This window comes from Serratia sp. BIGb0163 (assembly GCF_024809935.1).
GTDB classification, from domain to species: Bacteria; Pseudomonadota; Gammaproteobacteria; order Enterobacterales; family Enterobacteriaceae; genus Serratia; species Serratia quinivorans.
This window is the reverse complement of sequence record NZ_JANUDZ010000001.1, coordinates 638,545-663,073: the sequence shown is the minus strand read 5'-3', so window position 1 is coordinate 663,073 and position 24,529 is coordinate 638,545. Positions and strand designations below refer to the sequence as shown.

Below are 24,529 nucleotides of genomic sequence, written 5' to 3'. Positions count from 1 at the left end.
TCTTTTACAGCGAATGAGGGTGGGAATAGCCGGTAGCGCCGAGCAACTGCTCCCAGCCAAGTAACTGTTCGGTCAGCAGCAGTTCGCGGTTAACGCCGACGACGCTAAGCAACTGATGGCGACAATGCAGCCATTGCTGCACGGCTTGCTGCAGCGACGTACTGCTCAGGCGGCTGGCCAGCTGGTGCACCAGCGGTTGCTGATCCTGGTTCAGAACAAAGCCGGCGGCCCCCTGCTGCCACTTCATGGCGTCCATTAACAACGAACATAGCCAGTGTAGCCGCTCAGCGACGTCTTCGTGATTCAATACCGGCAGCAGCGACAACATGTCGTGCTGCGGCAAAGCGGCACTCAGGGCCGCGCACAGCGCGCTACGTTGTTGCCAACGTTCCGGCTGGAGCAATTGCTCTGCGGCCAAGGGTGCGCCGTCATGCAAGCGCAAGGCGGTCAGGAGATCGATCTGATTACCCGGCGTCTGCCGATTCAGCCATTGCAGACTGAGCTGTTCGTCCGGACTGGCGAGATGCCAGTACAAACAACGGCTGCGCAGCGTCGCCAGCAGGCGTGAAGGCTCACGGCAGCTCAGCAGGAAATAGGTTTTTTCCGGCGGTTCTTCCAGCGTTTTCAACAGGGCATTGGCGGCAGCCTCGGTCAGCAACTCCGCCTGCGGTAGCCAGATCACCTTGGCACCGCCCTGCTGCGCATGAGAATAAAGGATCTCAATCAGCTGGCGGATGGGCTCCACCCCCAGGCTGCTTTTGCCTTTTTCCGGCGTCAGCACGTGATAATCCGGGTGATTTCCTGCCAGCATCAACCGACAGCTATGGCATTCACCGCAGCTTTTCTCACCGTTGCGACGTTGGCAGATCAGCCACCGACTCAGGCCATAGGCCAGCGCATCTTCACCATGGCCGGCAGCGGCATGCAATAACAGTGCGTGATGACCGCGCCCGGTAGCATATTGCCCGACCAACTGGCGGTAAGGGGTATTCAGCCACGGGTACCAGTTCATTACGCGCCTTCCTGCTGCTGTAACCATTGGCTGACGCAACGACGAATCGCCGCCGTCACCTGATCAAGCGATTGAGAAGCATCCACGGTGATGATGGACGCATCTTGCGCCGCCAACTCCTGATAACGTGCGCGGGTACGTTCAAAGAATGGCAATGCTTCCTGTTCGATACGATCCAGTTCGCCCCGTGCTCGGGCACGCTGCAGACCCACTATCGGCGGCAAATCCAGATAAAGCGTCAGATCGGGACGAAACTCCCCTAATACCGTGTCACGCAGCGAGGCCATAAGTTGTTGATCCACACCCCGACCGCCGCCCTGGTAGGCTTGAGAAGACAGGTCGTGCCGATCGCCAACCACCCAGGCACCGCGCGCCAAAGCCGGTTTGATCACCGTTTCCACCAACTGTACACGGGCCGCATACAGCATCAGAACCTCGGCCTTGATGGTCGGCAGTTCGCCCTCCACGCCGCGTTTGAACAGGTCGCGCAGTTTTTCTGCCAACGGCGTGCCGCCGGGTTCACGGGTAAAGGCAATGTCGTTGATGCCATGTTCGCGCAGTACGTCGACTACGGTATCGCGTGCGGTCGTTTTGCCCGCACCTTCAAGCCCTTCGATAACCACGAATTTACTTTTCATTCTTTTCCTTTAACGCCTGGCGATAGGCGCGCACCGCCTGATTGTGGCTGGCCAGGTTAGTGGTAAATTGATGCCCGCCCTTACCGTCGGCAACAAAGTACAAATAAGGCGTCTTGGCCGGATTGGCAGCGGCCTCCAGCGAAGCCTGGCTTGGCATGGCAATCGGCGTTGGCGGCAGACCGTTGATCACGTAGGTGTTGTACGGCGTCGGCGTTTCCAAATCCTTGCGGGTAATGTTGCCATTATACGCCTCGCCCATGCCGTAGATCACCGTCGGGTCGGTCTGCAAACGCATGCCAATACGCAGGCGATTAATGAATACCGAGGCCACTTTGGTACGTTCCTCCGGTACCGCAGTCTCTTTCTCAATGATTGAGGCCATGGTCAGCAACTCTTCCGGCGTTTTGTACGGCAAACTGGCCTCACGGCCCTGCCAGGCGCTCTCCAATGCTTTAATCATACGCAGGTGGGCACGCTTCAACAGCGCCATATCGCTCATGCCTGCGGTATACAGATAGGTATCCGGGTACAGGCGCCCTTCTGGGTTGGCGCCTTCTGGCAAGCCTAGCGCCTTGGCAATTTCCGCCTCGCTTTTACCGGCCAGGGTATGTTTGAGGTATTTTGACTGTTGCAGCACAAGCAGCCAGTCCCGCAAGCGGGAACCTTCAATAAAGCGTGCGCTGAATTGGGCTTCTTTACCGCTGGCCAACAGTTTAAGCATTTGACGCACCGTCATACCCGGCGTAAAGCGATAGGTTCCAGCCTTAAACTCGGCCAATTCCGGCTCCAGGCGCAGTAACCATGGGAACCACTGGCCAGTGCGGATCAGTTTGTCCCGCACCAGCAGCCCCTCCAGGGCTACCCGACCGGTCCCTGCCGGCAGTTTGAAAATGGCTTCCTGCTGGATCGCAAGTGGCGTATCCGCGAAGCGTTCAACCTTCTGGTAGCCCCAAAACAGCAGGCCCAATACCAGAACAACAATAATAGAAACGAACTTCAGCTTTCTTTTCTTCATCAATCAGCCATCGTTAACAGTGTGGGCGCAAAAAATCATAAAGTTGGCGTGAAGGGTAACGCCATGATTGCACAGTATTGACCGGCAGCAACGGCATTAACGCATTGCTCACCAGCACTTCTTCGGCATCGGCCAGCGTCTCCAGCGGCTCACTGACGCAGTGCAGCGAGTATTCGCTGCCCGCCAGCAGCTCAATAACCCGGCGACGCATCAGCCCAGCCACGCCTGCCTGGCTCAAATCTGGCGTAAATACCGCTTTCCCCTTACGCCAGAACAAATTAGCCGCACAGCATTCCACCAGCATACCGGCAGTGTCAAGCACCAGCGCCTCGTCGGCGGTTGTCTGGTCAAGATGCGTGCGGATCAACACCTGCTCCAAACGATTCAGATGCTTTAGCCCAGCCAACAGGGGATTGCGCCCCAGCGCTACCGGACTGAGCGTCAGGCTGATGCCCTGCTCTCGCCATGGCAAATAGTGCATGGGATAGGTGCTACGAGAGACTATGCGTGTGGGAGCCTCACACCCTTGCGGGCTGTACCCCCTGCCACCGCTGCCGCGAGTCAGTATCGCTTTGACCACGCCCAATGGGATAGATTCTGCTGCGCGCACCATTTCATCTTCCAAAGCATTCCAGTCGCAGGACGGCAGCATCAGCCGTTGCGCTGCCAACTGCAGCCGCTCGATATGCCAGGGCAGCAGGTCTATTTTCCCCTCAATCACCCGGGCGGTAGTGAAACAGCCGTCACCAAACTGCAAACCGCGATCGCTTGGCGCTAGCGCATCGTGCTGATGTCCATTAATCCAGTACATAGACTCCCCCTGACCGCGTTGGTATGACTACAGAATAACAGGCGCAGGTGCCGTTAGCAGCAGCTTGCCGTTTGGCCACAGTGCCGACAAGCAGAGCTTTCCGAGTAGCGGGTCAGCGCCATAAAAAAAGCCCGGTTTAAAAAACCGGGCTTTTTTACCGTCTGCCAGCAGAGGCATTACACCTTGCGGAAGATCAGTGAACCGTTGGTGCCGCCGAAACCGAAGGAGTTACACAGCGTGTACTGCATATCACTCACCTGGCGAGCTTCATGCGGAACAAAGTCCAAATCGCAACCTTCATCCGGATTATCCAGATTGATGGTTGGCGGAACGGCCTGGTCACGCAATGCCAATACGGTGAAGATCGATTCGATCGCGCCTGCGGCACCCAACAGGTGGCCGGTCATCGATTTGGTCGAGCTGACCATCACGCGCTGTGCATCGCTGCCAAATACCGACTTCACCGCCTGCGTTTCGGCTTTGTCACCGGCCGGCGTTGAAGTGCCATGCGCATTGATATAACCAATTTGTGACGTAGTCACACCAGCATCAAGCAACGCATTTTCCATCGCCAGCGCTGCGCCCGCACCATTTTCAGGGGGTGACGTCATATGATAAGCATCGCTGCTCATCCCAAAACCGACGACTTCAGCATAAATCTTGGCGCCGCGTTTTTTGGCGTGTTCGTACTCTTCCAGCACCATCATGCCGGCACCGTCACCCAGCACAAAACCGTCACGGTCTTTGTCCCATGGGCGGCTGGCCGCTTGAGGATCTTCGTTACGGGTCGACAACGCGCGTGCTGCGCCGAAGCCGCCGACACCCAACGGAGTACTGGCTTTCTCTGCCCCACCGGCCAGCATGACGTCGGCATCATTGTAAGCAATGATACGCGCAGCATGGCCAATGTTATGCACACCTGAAGTACAGGCGGTGGCGATCGAAATGCTCGGGCCACGCATGCCGTACATGATGGTCAGGTGGCCTGCAATCATGTTTACGATGGTTGACGGCACAAAAAACGGACTGATTTTCCGTGGGCCACCGTTAACCAGTGAACTGTGGTTCTCTTCAATCAAACCCAGGCCGCCGATGCCGGAGCCGATAGCGGCACCAATGCGGCTGGCGTTAGCCTCGGTGATATCCAATTGTGCATCCTGCATGGCTTGCATGCCGGCAGCGATACCGTATTGGATGAAGGCGTCCATCTTGCGCGCATCTTTGCGTGAGATGAAATCCTCTGAATTAAAATTCTTTACCAGGCCAGCAAACTTGGTCGCATAGGCTGCGGTATCGAAATGGTCGATCAGGCTGATGCCACTCTGACCGGCAAGAAGAGCTGTCCATGTGGACTCTACCGTATTGCCGACAGGAGACAACATGCCCAGTCCGGTCACAACTACTCGACGCTTAGACACGTTTGTCCTCCAAGGAGGGAAAATATGACACTAGGGATAGAAAAAACTTAGGCGGTCGAGTGACCGCCTAGATATGTTCTCTTACTGCTGGCTGGCGTTGATGAAATCAATAGCTGCCTGAACAGTAGTGATTTTCTCAGCTTCTTCGTCTGGAATCTCTGTGTCGAACTCTTCTTCCAGAGCCATTACCAGCTCAACGGTGTCAAGAGAATCAGCACCCAGATCTTCAACGAAAGAAGCGTTATTTAAAACTTCTTCCTGTTTAACACCCAACTGCTCAACAATGATTTTCTTAACGCGTTCTTCGATAGTGCTCATACTCTTAAATTTCCTATCAAAACTCGCTTTCGCGATGGTTTTCGTAGTGTATAAAATGTTGAAAAAGATGCAACTAAATCCCGGCTGGTCAAACCACGATTTTACGCTATTCTGCGGTTTTTACCCCAAATAACGCAAATAGTTTTCGCATTTTTTAAATCATGTACATGCCGCCATTGACATGCAACGTTTCACCGGTGATGTAGCCAGCCTCATCAGAGGCTAAAAATGCAACAGCGCTGGCGATTTCTTTAGCATCCCCCAGCCGATTGGCTGGAACTGATGACAAAATGCCTGCACGCTGATCATCTGTCAACGCCCGTGTCATGTCCGTCTCAATAAAGCCAGGTGCCACGACGTTGACCGTAATGCCACGCGAAGCAACTTCGCGTGCCAAAGACTTGCTAAAACCAATCAGACCGGCTTTAGCCGCCGCGTAATTAGCCTGCCCTGCGTTCCCCATGGTACCAACTACGGAACCGATGGTGATGATACGGCCAAACCGCTTTTTCATCATAGCTCGCATTACCGCTTTTGACAGACGGAATACGGAAGTCAGATTGGTGTTCAGGATATCCTGCCACTCGTCGTCCTTCATACGCATCAGGAGGTTATCACGCGTAATACCGGCATTATTCACTAAAATGTCGATTTCGCCAAATTCAGCACGAATAGATGCCAGAACGCTGTCGATAGATTGAGCATCGACCACATTCAACGCAAACCCTTTGCCGCTTGCACCCAGGTAGCTGCTGATAGCCTCAGCGCCGCTTTCACTGGTGGCGGTGCCGATGACTTTGGCGCCACGTGCCACAAACGTTTCTGCAATAGCCCGGCCAATACCCCGGCTGGCGCCGGTGACCAGAACAACTTTACCTTCGAAGCTCATTGTTTTCCTCTTTATTGTTCAAGCGCCGCTGTCAGGCTGGCTGCGTCATTAACCGCCGCCGCCGTCAGGGTGTCAACAATACGTTTAGTCAGACCGGTCAGAACTTTACCCGGACCAACCTCTAGCAGCAAGGTAACGCCCTGTGCTGCCATAAACTCTACGCTTTCGGTCCAACGTACCGGGCTGTACAACTGGCGCACCAGTGCACTGCGGATCGCTTCTGGATCGGTTTCGGTGCTCACGTCGACGTTATTCACCACCGGGACCTGCGGTGCGCTGAAGGTAATCTCCTGCAACGCCACAGCCAGCTTGTCTGCGGCCGGTTTCATCAGTGCGCAGTGCGAAGGCACGCTCACCGGCAACGGCAACGCACGCTTGGCGCCAGCGGCTTTACAGGCCGCACCAGCACGTTCAACCGCTTCTTTATTGCCGGCGATCACCACCTGGCCCGGTGAGTTAAAGTTCACCGGTGAAACAACCTGCCCCTGGGCAGACTCTTCACAAGCCTTGGCGATGGCGGCGTTGTCCAGGCCGATAATGGCGGACATCGCGCCAGTGCCTTCCGGCACCGCTTCCTGCATCAGTTTGCCGCGCAGCTCAACCAGACGGATTGCCGCCTGGAAATCCAGCACGCCCGCACACACCAGCGCCGAGTATTCACCCAGGCTATGGCCAGCCATAATGGCCGGCGTTTTTCCGCCCTGCTGCTGCCAGACGCGGAAAATGGCTACGGAAGCGGCCAGCAATGCCGGCTGCGTCTGCCAGGTTTTATTCAGTTCTTCCGCCGGCCCTTGCTGCACCAGCTGCCACAGGTCGTAACCCAGGACGGAAGAGGCTTCGCTGAAGGTCGCTTCAACGATCGGATATTGAGTGGCCAAATCGGCCAGCATGCCCAGAGTCTGTGAACCCTGGCCTGGAAAAACAAAAGCAAATTGCGTCATTTTTTCTTCCTGTTATATCAGAAACGAACCAGCGCCGAGCCCCAGGTAAAGCCGCCGCCAAAGGCTTCCAGCAGCACCAGTTGGCCGCGTTGGATCCGCCCATCACGCACCGCTTCGTCGAGCGCTGCAGGGACCGAGGCGGCAGAGGTGTTACCGTGACGATCGAGCGTCACTACCACTTTATCCATCCCCATACCCAATTTTTTCGCCGTCGCGCTGATAATACGCAAATTGGCCTGGTGCGGCACCAGCCAGTCCAGCGCGCTGCGATCCAGATTATTGGCCTGCAGCGTTTCATCAACGATGTGAGCCAGTTCGGTAACCGCAACCTTGAAGACTTCATTGCCCGCCATGGTGACATAGGCCGGCTTGTCCTGATCCTGACGATCCTTGAACGGCAAGGTCAACAAACCGCCGTAGCTGCCGTCGGCGTGCAGATGGGTCGACAAAATGCCCGGCTCTTCAGAAGCCCCCAACAGCACCGCGCCTGCGCCATCACCAAACAGAATGATAGTGCCGCGATCTTCCGGATCCAGCGTGCGTGACAACACGTCTGCGCCGATCACCAGAGCATGTTTCACCGCGCCGTTTTTAACATACTGATCGGCGACGCTCAACGCATAGGTGAAACCGGCACAGGCCGCAGCCAGATCGAATGCCGCACAGTCTTTGATGCCCAGCATCTGCTGCACCTGGCAGGCAGAACTTGGAAATGCGTGGGTCGAGGTGGTGGTAGCCACAACGATCAGCCCGATGTCTTCTTTAGCCACACCTGCCATTTCCAGCGCTTTTTCAGCAGCATGGAAACCCATCGTCGCAACTGTTTCATCAGCGGCGGCAATACGGCGTTCACGGATACCCGTACGTGAGACGATCCACTCGTCAGAGGTATCCACCATTTTTTCAAGGTCAGCGTTGGTGCGCACTTGTACGGGTAAATAACTCCCCGTACCGAGAATCTTTGTATACATGTACGATCAGTCACTCTTAGGTAATACAGCTTCAAGGCGCGCAGCAATCCTGTCAGGGACTTGCCGCTGCACCGCCTGCACAGCCTGTTCGATTGCCACTGCAAACGCGTGTGGGTTTGCAGCGCCGTGGCTCTTGATTACGGTGCTGCGCAATCCTAACAGACATGCGCCATTATACTGGTCGGGGTTCAGGTGGCCGAACCGCTTTACCACCCGTTTTTGCAGCCAACGGCCCAACAATTTTAACCACCACGCCTGCTTGCCACCGTCTCCGGATGATTTCAGCAGCGATAAAAATACTCTTACCACCCCTTCCATGGTCTTCAGGGTGACGTTACCCACAAAGCCGTCGCAGACCAACACATCGGTTTTACCGGTGAGAAGATCGTTGCCTTCCAGGTAACCAATATAGTTGATTGCCGGAGTATTTTTTAGCACGGCGGCCGCTTCGCGGATATTATCCAGGCCTTTGGTTTCTTCTTCACCAATATTCAGCAGCGCCACGCGAGGTTGCGCAATCCCCACCACCTCTTCGGCCATAACCGCGCCCATCACCGCGAACTGCACCAGCATGGTACTGTCGCATTCGACGTTGGCGCCCAGATCCAGCACCACGGTTTTGCCACCCAGCTGATTCGGGATCACCGTCATCAGCGCCGGCCGTTCAATACCGTCCAGCGGCTTGATCAGCATTTTCGCCAACCCCATCAACGCACCGGTATTACCTGCGCTGACACAACCTTGCGCATCGCCGTTTTTAGTCAGTTCCAGCGCAATGCGCATGGAAGAACCGCGGCTGGCGCGTATCGCTTGTGAGGGTTTGGCGTCGCCGGCTATCACAGATTCAGCGGGCACAACTTGCAAACGTTCCAGAAGAACCGGATCGGCTTTGGCAAGTAAGGGAGAGAGGGTGTCGGGATTGCCGACCAGCAGAAGATGAAGCTGTAAATTAGAGGCCAGTGCCTGCAATGAAGCAGGCACTGTGACGCAGGGACCGAAGTCCCCGCCCATTGCATCTAACGCCAGGGTTAGACGAGTCAAGGTATCGCTACTTAGCCGATAACCTTGCGACCGCGGTAGAAACCGTCGGCAGTGATATGGTGACGCAGGTGAGTCTCGCCAGATGCTTTATCAACAGACAAAGTGGCGGTGGTCAGAGCATCGTGTGAACGACGCATGCCACGCTTGGAACGGGTTGGTTTATTTTGTTGTACGGCCATGGACCTTACTCCTTGATTACTTACGCTTTAAACTGGCTAATACGGCAAATGGATTTGGTTTCTCCGCCTCTTCAGGCAGTTTGCCAAACACCATATCCGCTTCGGACACTTCACAGTGTTCAGATTCATGTACCGGGACGACAGGCAGTGAAAGAATAATTTCGTCTTCAATCATTGCCAGCAGATCGACTTCGCCAAACTCATCGACTTCGATCGGCTCGTACGCTCCCGGTAATGCCTCAGCCTGCTCATCATTGACGACCGGGCTAAAACAATATGTTGTGTGAACATGATGTTCAAACGGAACTCCACAGCGTTGGCACATCAGCATTACCTGGACGTCCGCATGCCCTGTTATCACCGCGAGGCGCTGGTTATCAATATCAAAGGATAACGAGACCTCAACATCACTGTCCACACTGACCACAGAGGCGGCGACACGTGTAACCTGCTCAGGCGCATAGGAACCAACATAGTCCAGGCGTTTCTGAGCGGTACGTACCGCATCAATGGTCAAGGGTAATTTTACCTTTTGCATAGGGCGCGCATATTAACTTTGTAACGACTTAGAGTCAAAGAAAAAGGCCGTAAAACGGCACCTTTCACCAATATTCGCTTCCTCAGCGGCGGACAGTTTAAAATGCCTACTCTATTTACGCTACGGTTTACGAAAAAAATTATGCAAAGACTCCTGCTTGCCTCCACCTCGACCTACCGCAAGATGCTATTGGAAAAACTGCATCTGCCTTTTATCTGTGATGCTCCCCAGGTCGATGAAGCCCCACTGGCCGGGGAAAGCGCCGAAGCGCTGGTGCTGCGATTGGCAACGGCAAAGGCCCAGGCATTGGCCGCCGCCTACCCCGACCACCTGATTATCGGCTCCGATCAGGTCTGCGTGATCGACGGTAAAATCACCGGAAAACCACACACCGCAGAAAATGCCCGCGCGCAATTACGCCAGGCCAGCGGCCAAAGGGTCACCTTTTATACCGGCCTGGCGTTATACAACAGCCATAGCCAACACCTGCAGGTGCTTTGCGAACCCTTCCACGTGCACTTCCGTGCGCTGAGTGACGCTGAAATCGCCGCCTATATCCGCCTTGAGCAACCGCTCAACTGCGCAGGCAGCTTTAAAAGTGAAGGTTTGGGCATCGCGCTGTTCGACAAACTGGAGGGACGGGATCCGAATGCGTTGATCGGCCTGCCGCTGATCGCACTGCTGGAGATGCTGCGGGCTGAAGGCATCAACCCGCTGGGATAAATAGGGTTTACTGCTGTTTGGACTGCTTGCGCAATACCTGCAGGCAGTGGCGCAATTCTGCGTCCATCGGGGCTTCGATACGCATGGTTTCGCCGGTGCCCGGATGTTCAAAACGCAACGCCGCTGCATGCAGGAACAAACGTTTAAGCCCGGTCCCCGCCAATTGGCGATCGAACTCACGATCGCCATAACGATCGTCAAAGGCTATTGGATGCCCGGCGTGCAGCGCGTGAACGCGGATCTGGTGAGTACGCCCGGTGATCGGGCTGGCCTTGACCAGCGTCGCATGCTCAAAGCGCTCTTCCACCTTGAAGCGGGTTTCCGACGGCTTGCCTTCGCTGCTGACACGCACGATGCGTTCACCGCTCTGCAGAATGTTTTTCAGCAACGGTGCCTGCACCGCTTTGCAATGCGACTGCCACTCACCGCGCACCAGTGCCAAATAATCCTTCTGCATCCCTTTCAAGCGCAGTTGCTCATGCAAGGAGCGCAGCGCAGAACGCTTTTTCGCCACCAGCAGTACGCCCGAGGTATCGCGGTCCAAACGGTGAACCAACTCCAGGAAGCGGGCTTCCGGGCGCAACGCACGCAGAGCTTCGATGACGCCAAAACTCAGGCCGCTACCGCCATGCACCGCAGTGCCGGAGGGTTTATTCAGCAGCAGCAGGTGATCGTCTTCATACAGAATGCAATGGGCCAGCGCGGCCACTTTATCCAGTTTGGCCGAGACCGGCGCATCTTCACGCTCAGCAACACGCACTGGCGGCACACGCACCACATCACCGGGCGCCAGCTTGTATTCCGCCTTGATGCGTCCTTTATTAACTCGCACCTCACCCTTGCGCACGATGCGATAAATCATGCTCTTCGGCACGCCTTTTAAGCGGGCAAGTAGAAAGTTGTCGATTCGCTGACCGGCTTCGTCGTCAGAAATCGTGATTAGTTGTACTGCAGGAATGTTCGTTTTCATGGGGCAGGATTCTAAATAGAGCGCGTAAATAGCGCCACTTCTTTTTATGTGCTTAACTGTCTCTCTGACTGCAGGCGAAATCTCAGCGGACAATAAGGCAGCAAGCCGGTTTGAACGTTTGCGATTTCTTCCGCAGTTAAGGAAAAGTCACCTTGCTATAACAGTATCAGCAGTGGAATAATGCGTTTACTTTCCACGTTGATTCTCGTTAAACAGGGAAAACTGTGGAATTATAAAATTTGTCTGATGGCACAAAAACGCAGCAATGGCGTAAGACGTAATGTGAAATCAAACAATTAGCGGGCTGCGGGTTGCAGCTTGGCCGGCAAACGGAATCAGATCTGTCGACGTAAATCAGAGGCTATTCCCCTAGTAAAAGTGCTGTTTTTCACAAAGAAATACAGGCTTACCGAGATAATGCGCCCCTATGCAGGCGACAACCGTGAGGTTGACGGCTTTGCGAGAAGACACGGGGTTTTCGGTTTTAATCCGGCCATGAGGTTATTTTGCCCGCAGCTTTGTCGATAATGTAAAAATAACGAGTAAGTTAAGATGAAAAGAATGTTGATTAACGCAACTCAGCAGGAAGAGTTGCGTGTTGCCTTGGTAGATGGACAGCGGCTGTATGATTTGGATATTGAAAGTCCGGGTCATGAACAGAAAAAAGCGAATATTTACAAAGGCAAAATCACTCGTATAGAACCAAGTCTTGAAGCAGCGTTCGTAGATTACGGCGCCGAACGACATGGTTTCCTCCCTCTTAAAGAAATCTCTCGCGAATATTTCCCAAGTAACTACTCTTCTCATGGTCGCCCAAACATCAAAGATGTGCTGCGCGAAGGCCAGGAAGTGATCGTTCAGGTTGATAAAGAAGAACGTGGTAACAAAGGCGCTGCCTTGACCACCTTCATCAGCCTGGCCGGCAGTTATCTGGTGCTGATGCCGAACAACCCACGTGCCGGCGGTATTTCACGCCGCATTGAGGGTGACGATCGCACCGAACTGAAAGAAGCTCTTTCTTCCCTGCAACTGCCAGATGGCATGGGTCTGATTGTTCGCACCGCGGGCGTGGGCAAATCTGCCGATGCGCTGCAGTGGGATCTGTCATTCCGCCTGAAGCACTGGGAAGCAATTAAAAAAGCCGCTGAAGGCCGCGCTGCGCCATTCCTGATCCATCAGGAAAGCAACGTTATCGTGCGTGCATTCCGCGACTATCTGCGCCCGGACATCGGCGAAATCCTGATCGACAACCCAAAGGTTCTCGATCTGGCCAAAGAGCACATCGCTGCCCTGGGCCGTCCGGATTTCAGCAGCAAGATCAAACTGTACAGCGGCGAAATCCCTCTGTTCAGCCACTATCAAATCGAATCTCAAATTGAATCCGCTTTCCAGCGTGAAGTTCGCCTGCCTTCCGGCGGTTCGATCGTTATCGACTCCACCGAAGCGCTGACCGCTATCGATATCAACTCCGCGCGAGCAACCCGCGGCGGCGATATCGAAGAGACTGCGTTCAACACCAACCTGGAAGCGGCGGACGAGATTGCTCGCCAGCTGCGTCTGCGTGACCTTGGCGGCCTGATCGTTATCGACTTTATCGATATGACCCCGGTTCGCCATCAACGTGAAGTGGAAAACCGTCTGCGTGACGCCGTCCGTCAGGACCGTGCCCGTATCCAAATCGGTCGCATTTCCCGTTTCGGCCTGCTTGAGATGTCGCGTCAGCGCCTCAGCCCATCACTGGGTGAATCCAGCCATCACGTCTGCCCGCGCTGTAACGGCACCGGCACCATCCGTGATAACGAATCGCTGGCACTTTCCATTCTTCGTCTGATCGAAGAAGAAGCGCTGAAAGAAAATACCAAAGAAGTTCACGCCATCGTGCCAGTACAGGTGGCATCTTACCTGCTGAACGAAAAGCGTGAATCGGTGAGCGCGATCGAAAAACGTCAGGGTGGCGTGAAAGCGATCATCGTGCCGAACGATCAGATGCAAACCCCGCACTACTCGGTACTGCGCGTGCGTAAGGGTGAAGAAACACCAACCCTGAGCTACCTGTTGCCGAAACTGCATGAAGAAGAGATGGCCCAGCCGCTGGAAGATGCACCGATGGAGCGCAAGCGTCCGGAGCAACCTGCACTGGCTTCGTTCTCTCTGGCTGCAGATGCCCCACCACCAGCAGAAGAACCTGTTGTGGCTCAAGCTACCGTCGCCGCTACTGCTACCAAGCAAACCGCACCAGCCGCTGCCAAGCCGGGCCTGTTGGGCCGTCTGTTCGGTGGTCTGAAAGCGCTGTTTGCCGGTGAAGAGCAGCCGGTTGTCGAAGCCAAACCTGTGGTTGAAGCGCCGAAGTCTGAAGGCAACGGTGAAAACCGCCGTCAGGATCGTCGTGGTCAACGTCGTCAGGGTACCGGTCGTAAAGATCGTGGTGAGCGCGGAGAACGTGGTGAGCGTGGCGATCGTCCAGAACGTGGCGAGCGTAAAGAGCGCGGTGAAGGTCGTGATAACCGTGAGCCGCGTGAAAATCGCGAACCTCGCGACAACCGCGAAGGCCGTGAAACACGCGAAGTGCGTGATGAGCAGCGTCGTAACCGCCGTAATGCGCCACAAACCACTGCTGCCGTAACCGAAGAGCCGCTGTCTGAAGAAGCCGCCAAGGCACAGCGCGAAGAGCAGCAACAGCGCCGTGACCAACGTGCCGAACGCCAGCGTCGTCGTCAGGAAGAGAAACGTCAGGCTCAGCAGGAAGTGGCCGCGCTGGAAAGCGTAGAAACCGCAACCCCTGCCAACGCCAGCGTTGACGAAGATCTCGAAGAACGTCAGATGCAGAACATGCAGCGTCGTCAGCGTCGTCCTCTGTCGCAGAAAATTCGCGTGCTGTCTGCGGAAGAAGAACTGCATCGTGCAGCGGAAGAACTGCTGGCGCCAAAAGCACCGGTAGTGAAAGCCCAGGACGTGAAGCCAGCCCAGGTTGAAGACAGCGTTAAACTGCTGCCGGAAACCCTTGAAGCACCGGGCGAAGATGATGCACAGGATAACCGAGCTAACGGCGAAAACGGCATGCCACGCCGCTCACGTCGTTCTCCGCGCCACCTGCGTGTCAGCGGTCAACGTCGTCGCCGTTACCGTGACGAGCGTTACCCTACCCAGTCGCCAATGCCGCTGGCAGGTGCTTTCGCCTCTCCAGAGATGGCTTCCGGCAAGGTGTGGGTGAGTTACCCTGTCACACAAGCCGCGCAAGTGATTGAAGAAGCAGAAGTTCAGACTGAAGCTGTTGAAATCGCTGCCGACAACGTCATGGCGCAGGAAGCCGTCAGCGTAGCCGCTCCGGTTATTGCCCAAGCCGTTGCGCCGGTGATCGAACCAGAAGTTGTGGCCCCGGCAGAAGAACCAGCCCAACCGGTTGTTGAAACCGCTGAGCCGGCAATGGCTGCCCAGGCAGAAGAAACCCCGGCAGCACCGGTGGCTGAAGCGCCTGCAGTGGTAGAAGAAACCGCGGTGGTTGAAGCTGCACCGGTGGTAGAGGAAGCCCCAGCGGTTGAACCTGCCCCAGTGGTTGAAGAAACGCCAGTCGTTCCAGCAGCAACCGTTGCTGAAGAAACTGTCGCTGAACCAGCTCCGGTGTTCGTTGAGCCCGTCGTTGAAGCCGCACCCGTGCAGGAAGTTGCTGCCGCGGTAGTGGTCGAAGAAAAAGCGCCGGTTGTGCAACAGCAACCAGTACCGGTGGCAGATGTGCTGTATAAACACATCGCTACTGCGCCAATGACCAAGGCTCCTGCGCCGGACTATGTACCGGAACAGCAGCAGCAAAGTGATTGGCAGCGCCCTTCCTTCAACTTCGAAGGCAAAGGTTCTGCGGGTGGTCATGCGGCGGCAAACCAGGCTACCGCACCGGCAACCAAACCGCAGCCGGTTAACGATTAAGTTAATCTGCTCCGATAAAAAAACCCGCCAACTCGGCGGGTTTTTTATTGCCGAAAAATCGGCTCAGGCTATTTTCTTCAACTGTTTGATATCCAGCGAGTCTAGCTTGCCCTCTAACTGGCTGACGAAATGCTTGAAATGCTCGGTGGCATTGTGTTTTTCCAGTGCCTCAGCGCTTGCCCAACGCTCAAAAAATACGAAGGTACCCGGCTTTTCCAGATCGCGGTGCAGATCATATTGCAGGTTACCCAGTTCCTGGCGGCTTGGATCGATAATCGCATGCACTACATCGCTGACGGCGGACACAAACTCGGGTTTAGCCTGTAAGGTGGCAATAACACGTACTTCCATTTCACTCTCCCATTCCACATGATTAACGTTGATAACCTGACAGTTATGACGCAGGTATCATTCAAATCCCTGTCACTATGCCCCCGAAAGCCAACTGATTTCAACTTGCCGTGAACAAACAGATGCATCGCAAGCGCTTTACGCTTATCCTTACACCCCGGCGTGAATAACCCCCATTATTCGCTTTTACGTAGACCCGTTTCTAACCGCCGGAGCCTTGCAACATGACCGCACAACCTCAAGCCCTAAAAATTCGCCGCCCTGACGACTGGCACATCCATCTGCGCGATGACGACATGCTGAAAACGGTATTACCTTATACCAGTCAGGTCTTTGGCCGGGCGATTGTGATGCCGAACCTGGCTCTGCCAATTACTACCGTCGCCGCGGCTTGCGCTTATCGTGACCGTATTCTGGCAGCGGTCCCTCAGGGACATGATTTCACCCCGCTGATGACCTGCTACCTGACCAATTCACTGGATGCAGCCGAACTGGTCAACGGGTTTGAGCAAGGCGTGTTCACCGCCGCCAAGCTGTACCCGGCCAATGCCACTACCAATTCCAGCCACGGCGTCAGCGATGTGAAAGCCATTTACCCGCTGTTCGAGCAAATGCAGAAAATCGGCATGCCACTGTTGATTCACGGTGAAGTGACCGATGCCGCCGTTGATATTTTCGATCGCGAGGCTCGCTTTATTGAGCAGGTCATGGAGCCGATTCGTCAGCAGTTCCCTGAACTTAAAATCGTCTTCGAACACATCACCACCAAAGAAGCGGCGCAGTACGTGCAGGAAGGCAATCGTTTCCTTGGCGCGACCATCACCCCTCAGCACCTGATGTTTAACCGCAACCACATGCTGGTTGGCGGTATCCGTCCGCACCTGTTCTGCCTGCCAATCCTGAAACGCAATATTCACCAGGACGCACTGCGCAAAGCCGTTGCCAGCGGTTCGGATCGCTTCTTCCTCGGCACCGACTCCGCACCACATGCCAAACACCGCAAGGAATCCAGCTGCGGCTGCGCTGGCGTATTCAACGCTCCCAATGCGATCCCGGCTTACGCCAGCGTGTTCGAGCAACTCGGTGCGCTGGATCATCTGGAAGCCTTCTGCTCATTGAACGGCCCGCGTTTTTATGGCCTGCCGGTCAATACCGATTTCATCGAGCTGCAACGCGTAGCGACGACTCAGCCGGAAGAGATCGCCATGGGCAGCGAAACGGTCATTCCATTCCTGGCCGGGGAGAGTCTGAGCTGGTCGGTGAAAGCATAATTATCTTTTTTTAATCCAACCTCTTGCCCCCGCGCACGGTTAACTGTATAAATATCCAGTAAATCGCTTCGGGGGCAATTATGCGTGTTGAAGTCACTATAGATAAAACCAAACCGCTACCGTCAGGGGCCATCGAAGCTCTGACCAGTGAGTTGAGCAAGCGGGTAAACCGCCAATTTCCAGACACTGTGGTTCAGGTCCGTTATGCCGGTTCCAATGGGCTTTCGGTTCTGGGCGGCCTGAAAACAGATAAAGATCTGATCGCGGACATTCTCCAGGAAACCTGGGAAAGTGCTGACGATTGGTTTAGCGCAGAATAATACTGCAATGTAGTTTTTGCCGGGGGTCGCTCTCCGGCTTTTTTGTATTTGAAACCCGACACAACGCGGTTTAATTTTCCGCTGGAAGAAAAGCCTTATCTGGTCTGTACTGAATGCTTTAACAGGAGGTATTTAAGATGGCCCCGGACAAGGTAAAAACCGAAGAAGCGATGACCTTTGGCGAACTGCTGGCGCTGATTGCCGACCAAAAACGGCGTTTGAGCGTGCTGGAGGTGGCATTTTCCTATCTGGCTTTTGGTCTGGACGACAAAGCCAATCAATTGCTAATTCACAGTTTGAAGCTGGAATCGCAAAACCAAAATCGTGATGCCGAAACCCAGCAGCACTTTGCCCATCTGGCCCTCGAGCTGGAAAAACGATTGCACAGTGTTCCACGCCCCCCCGATGTTGAATGAATGTGATGTCTCCGTTCTCACGTCTTTGCGTACCGACGTGTAGAATAATCACTCAAATAAATAATTATTTTGCAAAAGAAAGCAGGAAAGTCTCCACCGCTGTAGCCAGATGCGTATACTGTAATTGCTCACATGATGATGGGCCGCATTGATCCTCGTTAGTCACTCACGGTAGTCACTACTCAATAAGGGGTCTTTATGGACAGAAATGATGAAGTAATTCAGACACACCCGCTTGTTGGTTGGGATATCAGTACTGTCGACGCTTATGACGCCATGATGATACGCCTTCATTACCTGTCTTCACGAGATCAGACACCCGAAGATGCCCAAGTAGACAGAACGCTTTGGCTCACCACAGATGTCGCACGTCAATTAATCAATATCTTAGAAGCCGGCATCGCCAAGATTGAAGCAACGGATTACCAGGACCTTGATCGTAAAAAGCACTAATTCACTGTACCAAAATGCCTAAGGCGCCAGCGATTATCTCTGGCGCCTTTTTCTTTGTCTGCGAGCGGCACAACGGGTGCATTGCGGCTTCCAACCTTTTATCATAACGAAATAGCAACGTATAACAGAGAAGGTATGGCACGTGGAATATGACTTAATTGTTGTGGGCAGCGGTTCGGTAGGCGCGGCGGCAGGTTACTATGCGACACGGGCCGGCCTGAAAGTATTAATGATCGACAGCGCCATGCCCCCACACCGTAACGGCAGCCACCACGGCGATACCCGCATCATCCGCCATGCTTACGGTGAAGGCGAAAAGTATGTGCCGCTGATCCTGCGAGCCCAGGCCTTATGGAATGCCCTGATTAAACAAACTGGCGAAGAACTGTTCCAGGACTGCGGCGTTCTGAATATGGGGCCGCTGGATTCTGAATTTATCAACAACGCCCAGCACAGTGCACAAAAATCCCGCCTCAATACGCAAAGCCTTAGCGCAGAACAGATTAACCAGCGCTGGCCGGAATTCAATGCACCGGAAGGCTACGTGGGGGTGTTTGAGCCTGACGCCGGGTTCCTGCGCTCGGAACTGGCCGTTGCCAGTTTCATCAAACTGGCTAAGGATGCCGGCTGCGGCCAGTTGTTTAATTGCCCGGTTAGCGCAGTCCAGCCGATTGACGGCGGTGTGGAAGTGATCACCCCAGAAGGCCGCTTTCAGGGGCGTAAAGCCGTGGTCACCGCAGGGACCTGGGTTAAAGCCCTGCTGCCACAGTTACCGATCGCGCCACTGCGGAAAGTTTTTTCCTGGCATCAGGCGGATGGCCGTTACAGCGTCAACAACCGTTTCCCGGCATTTACCGTCGAAGCGCAGGACGGCAACCACTATTACGGGTTTCCTGCCGACAATGACGGCTTGAAAGTGGGTAAACACGATGGTGGCCAACCAATGGAGACACCGGAACAGCGCAAACCTTTTGGCAGTTTCACCACGGATGGAACTGAGGTTTTCCATTTTCTGCGCCAATTTTTACCGGGTGTAGGGGTATGTTTACACGGTGAAGCATGCAGTTATGATATGAGTCCTGATGAAGATTTCATTATCGATACCCTGCCAGGATGCAATCGCTTAATGGTCATCAGCGGCCTGAGCGGCCATGGTTTCAAGTTTGCCAGCGTGTTAGGTGAGATCGCCGCACTCTTTGCTGAAGATAAAACCCCACCGGTGGATATCACTCCTTTCTCACTGAAACGCTTCATTTAACCCTTTCTTGCTGACTTAATCGCAGCCGCCAACTCGCGCTGGCTGCGGTTTAGCCTTTTAGTTACATACCGAAATCATCATAGTAATCTGAAATCTATCGTAAAAAATATTTCAACGGAAATTTCTGGCGTAAGTATCCGGATTTCCGAATTGATCCCCTGTGGTGTAAGTTCTATTTTACAGTTGATATGCCCCTGCTAATTCTTCGAACAACAAGGACGTCACCATGAAACTGCTTGTCGTGGACGAATGCTGCTTCACTCGGGTCGGAATCGATAACTATTTTACGGACAATGTTTTCGCCCAGATAAAGTGTTGTCACAGCCTGGAACAGGCGACTCCCCTGCTGGAGCACTACCGACCCAGTCATATCCTGGTCAACCTGACCAAACATTGCCGTCATAGTGAAGATGATGCCCAACTGCAGGCTTTTATTGAAGCCACCCCATCGGCATTGCTGTTCATTTACCTGGACACCCCCTATCCCTATAGCGAAGCGCCAATGCGTATCGCCGATCATGCTTTCCTGTTCAATAAAGCCACGCTGCCGGTGACATTACGTATGATGCGGGAAAAACCGGTGTCACTGATGGATTGCAGCGTTGAACATTCGCTGTTCAGCCCGCAGGAATTGACGGTAATGAAACACTGGATGGCGGAAATGCCCAATTACCGCATCGCAAAAAAGCTGCAAATCAGCTCGCACACCGTCTATGTTCACAAGCGGCACATCACAGAGAAAATCAACGCCCGCAACCGGCTGGAATTTTATTCGCTGTACAACGTGCTGCGTTACTTCTATCCGCCAAGTGTTTCTGCCAGCCCGATGTCATTGTCCTTACTGGCGGTTTGATCAAGGCAGGCTGATTTTAGCGGTGAAATTGGCCTATCTACACGCTTTGCACTATCGGCAGTATTAACGCTGTCCGCAAAAATCTATACTCTGCCAGTCCCTATCTTTTGGCTGGTGAGAATGCTAAACAAAATACTGTCGGCGATCGTCAACAACGTACGCGAACATTTGGTGCTGTATATCTGCCTGTGGCTGGTTTTGTTGGCGCTGGACGTCTATTTCTTCTTTATGCCTTAATGCATGTCGCCCACGTTTCCCCGCTTGCGCTTTAACCGTTTTGCCCCCCCGGAGCAGGTCCCTGGCTATGAAGGCCTTGGTGTCGTGATAAGTCAGGGAAAAGTTTTCTTTACTCCGGAGTAAGCGGTTTACCCGGCTGGCCATCACCGAGAATCACCGCCAGTTTATGCCCACCTTCGGTGGTCTCCAGTGCGATACGGGTAATAATGGTCAGGGGCACCGACAGCAACATCCCCACCGGCCCCATCAGCCATCCCCAGAAGATCAATGACAGGAACACCACCAGCGTTGACAGCCCCAGCCCGCGCCCCATCACACGCGGCTCCAGCATATTGCCAATCACCAAATTGATGGTGATAAAGCCCGCAGCCACTACCAGAGCATCACCAAATCCGTTAAATAACAGAGCCTGAATCAGCGGCGGAACGGCGGCGATCACCGAGCCAATATTGGGAATATAATTCAGCAGGAACGCCAGCAGCCCCCAGATGAAGGCAAAACGCACATCAATAACCGCAAGGAAGGCCCATACGATAATCCCGGTCGCCAGACTGATCGCCGTTTTGATCAGCAGATAACGGGTAACGCCGTCCAGCGCACGCTGTATATTGGCCATACCTTCACTTGGCTTATCCAACGCCTGCTGCAATTTGTAAGGTAGTAGCTGCACTTCGAACAGCATAAATACCACGGTCATCAGCAACAGGAAGATATTGGTCATCGCGCCGGAAAACCGGCTCAACAGGCGAGTGATCAGATTCATCGCCGCACTGGGATCGACGTACTGCAGCATCGCCTCGGTGGAAATGGTAATGTTGAAACGGTCGGCGTAGTGCTGTAGTTCGCTCAACTTTTCCAACATCAAGCCGCGATACTGCGGCAATGAGCGAGCAAATTCGTTCAGAGATGCCCCCAGCACACCGACAAACAGCATCAGCAACACCACCACAACCACCACCAGCAAGCTCACACCCAGCACCCGGGGTACCCGCCAGCGCTCGAGCTGTGCCACCAGCGGATTCAGCACCATCGCGAGGAACAGTGCCAGCAGGAAAGGCACCACAACATCCACGGCCGCTTTCACACCGGCAAGAATAATCACCAACATCGCCAGCATAATGGCCAGCCGCAGGCTGCGATCGGTCAACAGGGTTCGGCCCATACATTTCCTTTGCGTTAATAGTGCAGGCCCAAAGGGCCATCAGATGAGTGTTATGTTAGCAAACTCTCCCTTCAGGCCGCAGAGGTATTACTCCGCGAATTAAAATCCCCGTTTTGCCAAATCCTGACTGGAAATAATCGACAATCTTGACTAGGGTTTATTTGTTAAAAAAATTCACGGCACTTACGCAACATGACAAAAGTTGACAATAATATATAAATCCCTTTATTTTCAACTCATAACATAAAAATAATATGTCTCCACAGTAATCACTTCAACGATTTCACTGATTGACTTAACGCTATCTCAGCCAAATTCTCTGATTAATATTATTAAGAAGTAACATAGTTAAATTTATTATTGATTTTATGTTTCTTAAAGTTTAATTATTGCAGCCGGATAATGAGGAAAGTAAGGAAACAGGATGCTGTGGAAAAATACCGCCAATCGTTTTGGTCATATTTCAGTGCTGATCCACTGGCTGGTCGCACTGACGGTGTACGGCATGTTTGCCCTGGGCCTATGGATGGTCACACTGGGATATTACGATGTCTGGTATCACCAGGCACCGGAGATTCATAAAAGCATCGGGACACTGCTGTTTATCGTTATGGTGGTTCGGGTCATTTGGCGTTTCGTTTCACCGCCGCCCAAACCTTTGGCCAGCTACGGTCGTTTTACTCGCGTCAGCGCGATCCTCGCCCATCTGGCGTTATATGTCGTGCTGTTCAGCATTCTAATCAGCGGCTATCTGATCTCTACCGCTGACGGTCAACCGATCAGCGTTTTCGGTTGGTTCGACATCCCCGCCACCGTCACCGGCATGGCGGAACAGGCCGATACGGCCGGTACCATCCACCTTTACCTGGCCTGGGTCGTGGTAGTGCTTTCAGTTCTGCACGGTCTGGCCGCGCTTAAACATCACTTTGTTGATCGTGATGTTACTTTGAAACGGATGCTGGGTAGCAGCGCCGATTAACCTTTGGATTTATGGAGATAGCTATGTTGAAGAAAACCGTACTGGGCCTGACCGCAGGCGCAATGCTGCTGAGCGCCGGTTCCGCGCTGGCTGCCGACTACAAGATTGACAAACAGGGGCAGCACGCCTTTATCGAATTCCGCATCCAGCACCTGGGTTACAGCTGGCTGTACGGCACCTTCAAGGATTTTGACGGCGGCTTCACCTTCGACGAAAAAGATCCGTCCAAGGACAAGGTTAACGTCACGATCAACACCGCCAGCGTCGATACCAACCACGCTGAGCGTGATAAACACCTGCGCAGCGCCGAGTTCCTGAACGTGGAAAAGAACAAACAGGCCAAGTTTGAATCCACCGAAGTGAAAAAGAACGGCGAAGGCTATGCGGTGGTTGGTAACCTGACGCTGAATGGCGTGACCAAACCGGTCACACTGGACGCCAAACTGATCGGTCAGGGCAACGACCCATGGGGTGGCTACCGTGCCGGCTTTGAAGCCAACGGTAAAATCAAGTTGAAAGACTTTGGCATCACCACCGATCTCGGCCCGGCATCGCAGGACGTGGAGCTGATTATTTCTGTGGAAGGCGTTCGCGCGAAGTAATGCTTACTAAAGCGCGGCAAGGCTGCCGCGCTTATCACCAACTCAGTTTGCCGAGTCTTTATCTTCTTCCGGTGCCGGAATGTGCATCGTGGTCTGCAATAACCCTTTCGACTTATTGAAAATTTTGATGCCATTTTCACGGCCGGCTCGGCGCGCGCGCTGTTCTTCACGCGGCAACTTCAGCTCTTCGCGGCAGATCTCGCTGCAGCAACCTTCAAATTTGGCCGCACAGCTCGGGCACTGAATAAACAACAGGTGACAGCCGTCATTCAGGCAGTTGGTGTGAGTATCGCAAGGCGCACCGCACTGATGACAATTGGCGATCACATCGTCAGAAATTCGCTCGCCCATACGCTCGTCAAACACAAAGTTTTTGCCAACAAACTTCAGCGGCAACCCCTGTTCTTTTGCCTTACGCGCATACTCGATAATGCCGCCTTCCACGTGATAGACGTTCTTGAAGCCGTTATGCAACATATAAGCACTGGCTTTTTCACAGCGGATCCCGCCGGTGCAGTACATGACAATATTTTTGTCTTTATTGTCCTGCAGCATCTCAACCGCCATCGGCAGTTGATCACGGAAAGTGTCCGACGGCACTTCGATGGCGTTTTCAAAGTGACCGACTTCATATTCGTAATGGTTACGCATATCGACAAACAGCGTATCCGGATCGTCAATCATCTGATTAACGCGATCGGCCTGCAGATACTCACCGACGTTCGCCGGGTTGAAGCTCTCGTCATCGAGGCCGTCGGCAACGATGCGTTCACGCACTTTCAGGCGCAGCACCCAGAAGGATTTTCCATCGTCTTCCAGGGCGATATTCAGCCGAACCTGGTCCAGCGCCGGATGTGAGGCAAAGAGTGCGGCTTTGAACGCCTCGAATTTATTCTGCGGCACGCTGATTTGCGCGTTGATCCCCTCTTTCGCCACATAAATGCGGCCGAACACCTTCAGCTTGTCGAACTGAACGTACAGGCTGTCGCGAAACGCTTTGGGATCTTCGATGGTGAAGTATTTATAAAAAGAAACTGTGGTGCGCGGCTCGGTTTCCGCCAGCATGCGCGCCTTCAGTTCCTCATTAGAAATTCGGTTATGTAACACTGGCATGGTGTACTTTCCTGTCTTTCGGGAGGTGACTGATTTAAACACGCGCCGACCGCCGGCCCACGCGCGGCGCACATAATACCCGATGATGTGAAGCGCTGGCAACTTGACGCTGCTCGCAAATCCCGATAC

General features: G+C 53.9%; 27 protein-coding genes. 11 read left to right on the top strand and 16 right to left on the bottom strand.

The genetic code is table 11. The features are described from left to right. Positions 1–4 precede the first annotated feature (4 nt). The 12 genes from holB to yceD all read right to left on the bottom strand — a co-directional run bounded on the left by holB (position 5) and on the right by yceD (position 9,771). Positions 5–1,012 carry a DNA polymerase III subunit delta' gene (gene holB, locus M2406_RS03110; RefSeq protein WP_017892427.1) on the bottom strand — a complete coding sequence of 336 codons (1,008 nt, stop codon included), beginning with the start codon at positions 1,010–1,012 and terminating at the stop codon, positions 5–7. Beyond that, positions 1,012–1,650, bottom strand: coding sequence for a dTMP kinase (gene tmk, locus M2406_RS03105; protein ID WP_112363269.1), 639 nt, complete (start codon positions 1,648–1,650; stop codon positions 1,012–1,014). Before tmk ends, holB begins: the two co-directional genes overlap by 1 nt. Further along, complete coding sequence (gene mltG / locus M2406_RS03100) at positions 1,640–2,665, bottom strand: endolytic transglycosylase MltG (protein ID WP_259188606.1); 1,026 nt, start codon at positions 2,663–2,665, stop codon at positions 1,640–1,642. Before mltG ends, tmk begins: the two co-directional genes overlap by 11 nt. A gap of 13 nt (positions 2,666–2,678) precedes the next feature. Then, positions 2,679–3,476 (bottom strand): aminodeoxychorismate lyase, encoded by a 798-nt coding sequence (gene pabC / locus M2406_RS03095; protein WP_259188604.1) that lies wholly within the window; start codon positions 3,474–3,476, stop codon positions 2,679–2,681. Between the two features lie 176 nt (positions 3,477–3,652). Beyond that, entirely contained in the window at positions 3,653–4,894 is a 1,242-nt protein-coding gene (fabF, locus tag M2406_RS03090) for a beta-ketoacyl-ACP synthase II (RefSeq protein ID WP_012006332.1), read from the bottom strand. 81 nt (positions 4,895–4,975) lie between these two features. After that, complete coding sequence (acpP, locus tag M2406_RS03085) at positions 4,976–5,212, bottom strand: acyl carrier protein (protein WP_004719003.1); 237 nt, start codon at positions 5,210–5,212, stop codon at positions 4,976–4,978. Between the two features lie 154 nt (positions 5,213–5,366). Continuing rightward, positions 5,367–6,101, bottom strand: a complete 735-nt coding sequence (gene fabG / locus M2406_RS03080; RefSeq protein WP_012006331.1) for a 3-oxoacyl-ACP reductase FabG — start codon at positions 6,099–6,101, stop codon at positions 5,367–5,369. Between the two features lie 11 nt (positions 6,102–6,112). Continuing rightward, entirely contained in the window at positions 6,113–7,042 is a 930-nt protein-coding gene (gene fabD, locus M2406_RS03075; RefSeq protein ID WP_259188555.1) for an ACP S-malonyltransferase, read from the bottom strand. Positions 7,043–7,059: 17 nt separating this feature from the next. Then, positions 7,060–8,013: a beta-ketoacyl-ACP synthase III gene (locus M2406_RS03070; RefSeq protein WP_012006329.1), complete on the bottom strand. Its 954-nt coding sequence runs from the start codon at positions 8,011–8,013 to the stop codon at positions 7,060–7,062. 6 nt (positions 8,014–8,019) lie between these two features. Then, entirely contained in the window at positions 8,020–9,054 is a 1,035-nt protein-coding gene (plsX, locus tag M2406_RS03065; RefSeq protein ID WP_012006328.1) for a phosphate acyltransferase PlsX, read from the bottom strand. 11 nt (positions 9,055–9,065) lie between these two features. Then, positions 9,066–9,233: a 50S ribosomal protein L32 gene (rpmF, locus tag M2406_RS03060; RefSeq protein ID WP_012006327.1), complete on the bottom strand. Its 168-nt coding sequence runs from the start codon at positions 9,231–9,233 to the stop codon at positions 9,066–9,068. A gap of 16 nt (positions 9,234–9,249) precedes the next feature. Continuing rightward, positions 9,250–9,771, bottom strand: a complete 522-nt coding sequence (gene yceD, locus M2406_RS03055) for a 23S rRNA accumulation protein YceD (RefSeq protein ID WP_012006326.1) — start codon at positions 9,769–9,771, stop codon at positions 9,250–9,252. A gap of 141 nt (positions 9,772–9,912) precedes the next feature. Here yceD and M2406_RS03050 point away from each other — a divergent pair, with 141 nt between their 5' ends. Next, the gene (locus M2406_RS03050) at positions 9,913–10,494 is read left to right on the top strand and encodes a nucleoside triphosphate pyrophosphatase (RefSeq protein WP_156779286.1); all 582 of its coding nucleotides are present in this window, start codon (positions 9,913–9,915) and stop codon (positions 10,492–10,494) included. Positions 10,495–10,501: 7 nt separating this feature from the next. Here M2406_RS03050 and rluC read toward each other — a convergent pair whose 3' ends face one another. Continuing rightward, positions 10,502–11,464 carry a 23S rRNA pseudouridine(955/2504/2580) synthase RluC gene (gene rluC / locus M2406_RS03045; protein ID WP_012006324.1) on the bottom strand — a complete coding sequence of 321 codons (963 nt, stop codon included), beginning with the start codon at positions 11,462–11,464 and terminating at the stop codon, positions 10,502–10,504. A 552-nt stretch (positions 11,465–12,016) separates the two neighbouring features. Between rluC and rne the strand changes: the two genes are divergently transcribed. Beyond that, positions 12,017–15,385 carry a ribonuclease E gene (gene rne / locus M2406_RS03040; protein WP_012006323.1) on the top strand — a complete coding sequence of 1,123 codons (3,369 nt, stop codon included), beginning with the start codon at positions 12,017–12,019 and terminating at the stop codon, positions 15,383–15,385. 63 nt (positions 15,386–15,448) lie between these two features. Here rne and M2406_RS03035 read toward each other — a convergent pair whose 3' ends face one another. Next, on the bottom strand, positions 15,449–15,736 hold the full coding sequence (locus M2406_RS03035) for a putative quinol monooxygenase (protein ID WP_012006322.1): 288 nt from the start codon (positions 15,734–15,736) through the stop codon (positions 15,449–15,451). Positions 15,737–15,960: 224 nt separating this feature from the next. Between M2406_RS03035 and pyrC the strand changes: the two genes are divergently transcribed. The 7 genes from pyrC (at position 15,961) to M2406_RS03000 (ending at position 20,544) form a co-directional block, all read left to right on the top strand. Further along, positions 15,961–17,007: a dihydroorotase gene (gene pyrC / locus M2406_RS03030; protein WP_012006321.1), complete on the top strand. Its 1,047-nt coding sequence runs from the start codon at positions 15,961–15,963 to the stop codon at positions 17,005–17,007. Between the two features lie 80 nt (positions 17,008–17,087). After that, on the top strand, positions 17,088–17,327 hold the full coding sequence (gene dinI / locus M2406_RS03025) for a DNA damage-inducible protein I (RefSeq protein WP_012006320.1): 240 nt from the start codon (positions 17,088–17,090) through the stop codon (positions 17,325–17,327). A 137-nt stretch (positions 17,328–17,464) separates the two neighbouring features. Further along, complete coding sequence (locus M2406_RS03020; protein ID WP_012006319.1) at positions 17,465–17,743, top strand: hypothetical protein; 279 nt, start codon at positions 17,465–17,467, stop codon at positions 17,741–17,743. Between the two features lie 198 nt (positions 17,744–17,941). Further along, positions 17,942–18,196, top strand: coding sequence for a biofilm formation regulator BssS (gene bssS / locus M2406_RS03015; RefSeq protein WP_012006318.1), 255 nt, complete (start codon positions 17,942–17,944; stop codon positions 18,194–18,196). Positions 18,197–18,338: 142 nt separating this feature from the next. Continuing rightward, the gene (solA, locus tag M2406_RS03010) at positions 18,339–19,454 is read left to right on the top strand and encodes an N-methyl-L-tryptophan oxidase (RefSeq protein WP_259188548.1); all 1,116 of its coding nucleotides are present in this window, start codon (positions 18,339–18,341) and stop codon (positions 19,452–19,454) included. A 226-nt stretch (positions 19,455–19,680) separates the two neighbouring features. Beyond that, positions 19,681–20,307, top strand: coding sequence for a LuxR C-terminal-related transcriptional regulator (locus tag M2406_RS03005; protein ID WP_012006316.1), 627 nt, complete (start codon positions 19,681–19,683; stop codon positions 20,305–20,307). A gap of 120 nt (positions 20,308–20,427) precedes the next feature. Continuing rightward, positions 20,428–20,544 carry a DUF2770 family protein gene (locus M2406_RS03000; protein ID WP_012006315.1) on the top strand — a complete coding sequence of 39 codons (117 nt, stop codon included), beginning with the start codon at positions 20,428–20,430 and terminating at the stop codon, positions 20,542–20,544. 109 nt (positions 20,545–20,653) lie between these two features. On the opposite strand, the gene M2406_RS02995 is transcribed toward M2406_RS03000, so the two are convergent. Continuing rightward, positions 20,654–21,706, bottom strand: coding sequence for an AI-2E family transporter (locus tag M2406_RS02995; protein WP_259188542.1), 1,053 nt, complete (start codon positions 21,704–21,706; stop codon positions 20,654–20,656). A 424-nt stretch (positions 21,707–22,130) separates the two neighbouring features. Between M2406_RS02995 and M2406_RS02990 the strand changes: the two genes are divergently transcribed. Then, positions 22,131–22,685 (top strand): cytochrome b, encoded by a 555-nt coding sequence (locus tag M2406_RS02990; protein WP_012006313.1) that lies wholly within the window; start codon positions 22,131–22,133, stop codon positions 22,683–22,685. 23 nt (positions 22,686–22,708) lie between these two features. Then, the gene (locus M2406_RS02985; RefSeq protein ID WP_012006312.1) at positions 22,709–23,287 is read left to right on the top strand and encodes a YceI family protein; all 579 of its coding nucleotides are present in this window, start codon (positions 22,709–22,711) and stop codon (positions 23,285–23,287) included. 42 nt (positions 23,288–23,329) lie between these two features. Here M2406_RS02985 and M2406_RS02980 read toward each other — a convergent pair whose 3' ends face one another. Continuing rightward, complete coding sequence (locus M2406_RS02980; protein ID WP_012006311.1) at positions 23,330–24,400, bottom strand: rhodanese-related sulfurtransferase; 1,071 nt, start codon at positions 24,398–24,400, stop codon at positions 23,330–23,332. Between the last annotated feature and the right edge of the window lie 129 nt (positions 24,401–24,529).

Excerpts from the sequence above, each read along its gene's own strand:
- holB (WP_017892427.1), bottom strand. The coding sequence starts at position 1,012 with ATGAACTGGTACCCGTGGCTGAATACCCCTTACCGCCAGTTGGTCGGG.
- tmk (WP_112363269.1), bottom strand. The coding sequence starts at position 1,650 with ATGAAAAGTAAATTCGTGGTTATCGAAGGGCTTGAAGGTGCGGGCAAA.
- mltG (WP_259188606.1), bottom strand. The coding sequence starts at position 2,665 with ATGAAGAAAAGAAAGCTGAAGTTCGTTTCTATTATTGTTGTTCTGGTA.
- pabC (WP_259188604.1), bottom strand. The coding sequence starts at position 3,476 with ATGTACTGGATTAATGGACATCAGCACGATGCGCTAGCGCCAAGCGAT.
- acpP (WP_004719003.1), bottom strand. The coding sequence starts at position 5,212 with ATGAGCACTATCGAAGAACGCGTTAAGAAAATCATTGTTGAGCAGTTG.
- fabG (WP_012006331.1), bottom strand. The coding sequence starts at position 6,101 with ATGAGCTTCGAAGGTAAAGTTGTTCTGGTCACCGGCGCCAGCCGGGGT.
- fabD (WP_259188555.1), bottom strand. The coding sequence starts at position 7,042 with ATGACGCAATTTGCTTTTGTTTTTCCAGGCCAGGGTTCACAGACTCTG.
- M2406_RS03070 (WP_012006329.1), bottom strand. The coding sequence starts at position 8,013 with ATGTATACAAAGATTCTCGGTACGGGGAGTTATTTACCCGTACAAGTG.
- rpmF (WP_012006327.1), bottom strand. The coding sequence starts at position 9,233 with ATGGCCGTACAACAAAATAAACCAACCCGTTCCAAGCGTGGCATGCGT.
- yceD (WP_012006326.1), bottom strand. The coding sequence starts at position 9,771 with ATGCAAAAGGTAAAATTACCCTTGACCATTGATGCGGTACGTACCGCT.
- M2406_RS03050 (WP_156779286.1), top strand. The coding sequence starts at position 9,913 with ATGCAAAGACTCCTGCTTGCCTCCACCTCGACCTACCGCAAGATGCTA.
- rluC (WP_012006324.1), bottom strand. The coding sequence starts at position 11,464 with ATGAAAACGAACATTCCTGCAGTACAACTAATCACGATTTCTGACGAC.
- rne (WP_012006323.1), top strand. The coding sequence starts at position 12,017 with ATGAAAAGAATGTTGATTAACGCAACTCAGCAGGAAGAGTTGCGTGTT.
- M2406_RS03035 (WP_012006322.1), bottom strand. The coding sequence starts at position 15,736 with ATGGAAGTACGTGTTATTGCCACCTTACAGGCTAAACCCGAGTTTGTG.
- pyrC (WP_012006321.1), top strand. The coding sequence starts at position 15,961 with ATGACCGCACAACCTCAAGCCCTAAAAATTCGCCGCCCTGACGACTGG.
- dinI (WP_012006320.1), top strand. The coding sequence starts at position 17,088 with ATGCGTGTTGAAGTCACTATAGATAAAACCAAACCGCTACCGTCAGGG.
- M2406_RS03020 (WP_012006319.1), top strand. The coding sequence starts at position 17,465 with ATGGCCCCGGACAAGGTAAAAACCGAAGAAGCGATGACCTTTGGCGAA.
- bssS (WP_012006318.1), top strand. The coding sequence starts at position 17,942 with ATGGACAGAAATGATGAAGTAATTCAGACACACCCGCTTGTTGGTTGG.
- M2406_RS03005 (WP_012006316.1), top strand. The coding sequence starts at position 19,681 with ATGAAACTGCTTGTCGTGGACGAATGCTGCTTCACTCGGGTCGGAATC.
- M2406_RS03000 (WP_012006315.1), top strand. The coding sequence starts at position 20,428 with ATGCTAAACAAAATACTGTCGGCGATCGTCAACAACGTACGCGAACAT.
- M2406_RS02995 (WP_259188542.1), bottom strand. The coding sequence starts at position 21,706 with ATGGGCCGAACCCTGTTGACCGATCGCAGCCTGCGGCTGGCCATTATG.
- M2406_RS02990 (WP_012006313.1), top strand. The coding sequence starts at position 22,131 with ATGCTGTGGAAAAATACCGCCAATCGTTTTGGTCATATTTCAGTGCTG.
- M2406_RS02985 (WP_012006312.1), top strand. The coding sequence starts at position 22,709 with ATGTTGAAGAAAACCGTACTGGGCCTGACCGCAGGCGCAATGCTGCTG.
- M2406_RS02980 (WP_012006311.1), bottom strand. The coding sequence starts at position 24,400 with ATGCCAGTGTTACATAACCGAATTTCTAATGAGGAACTGAAGGCGCGC.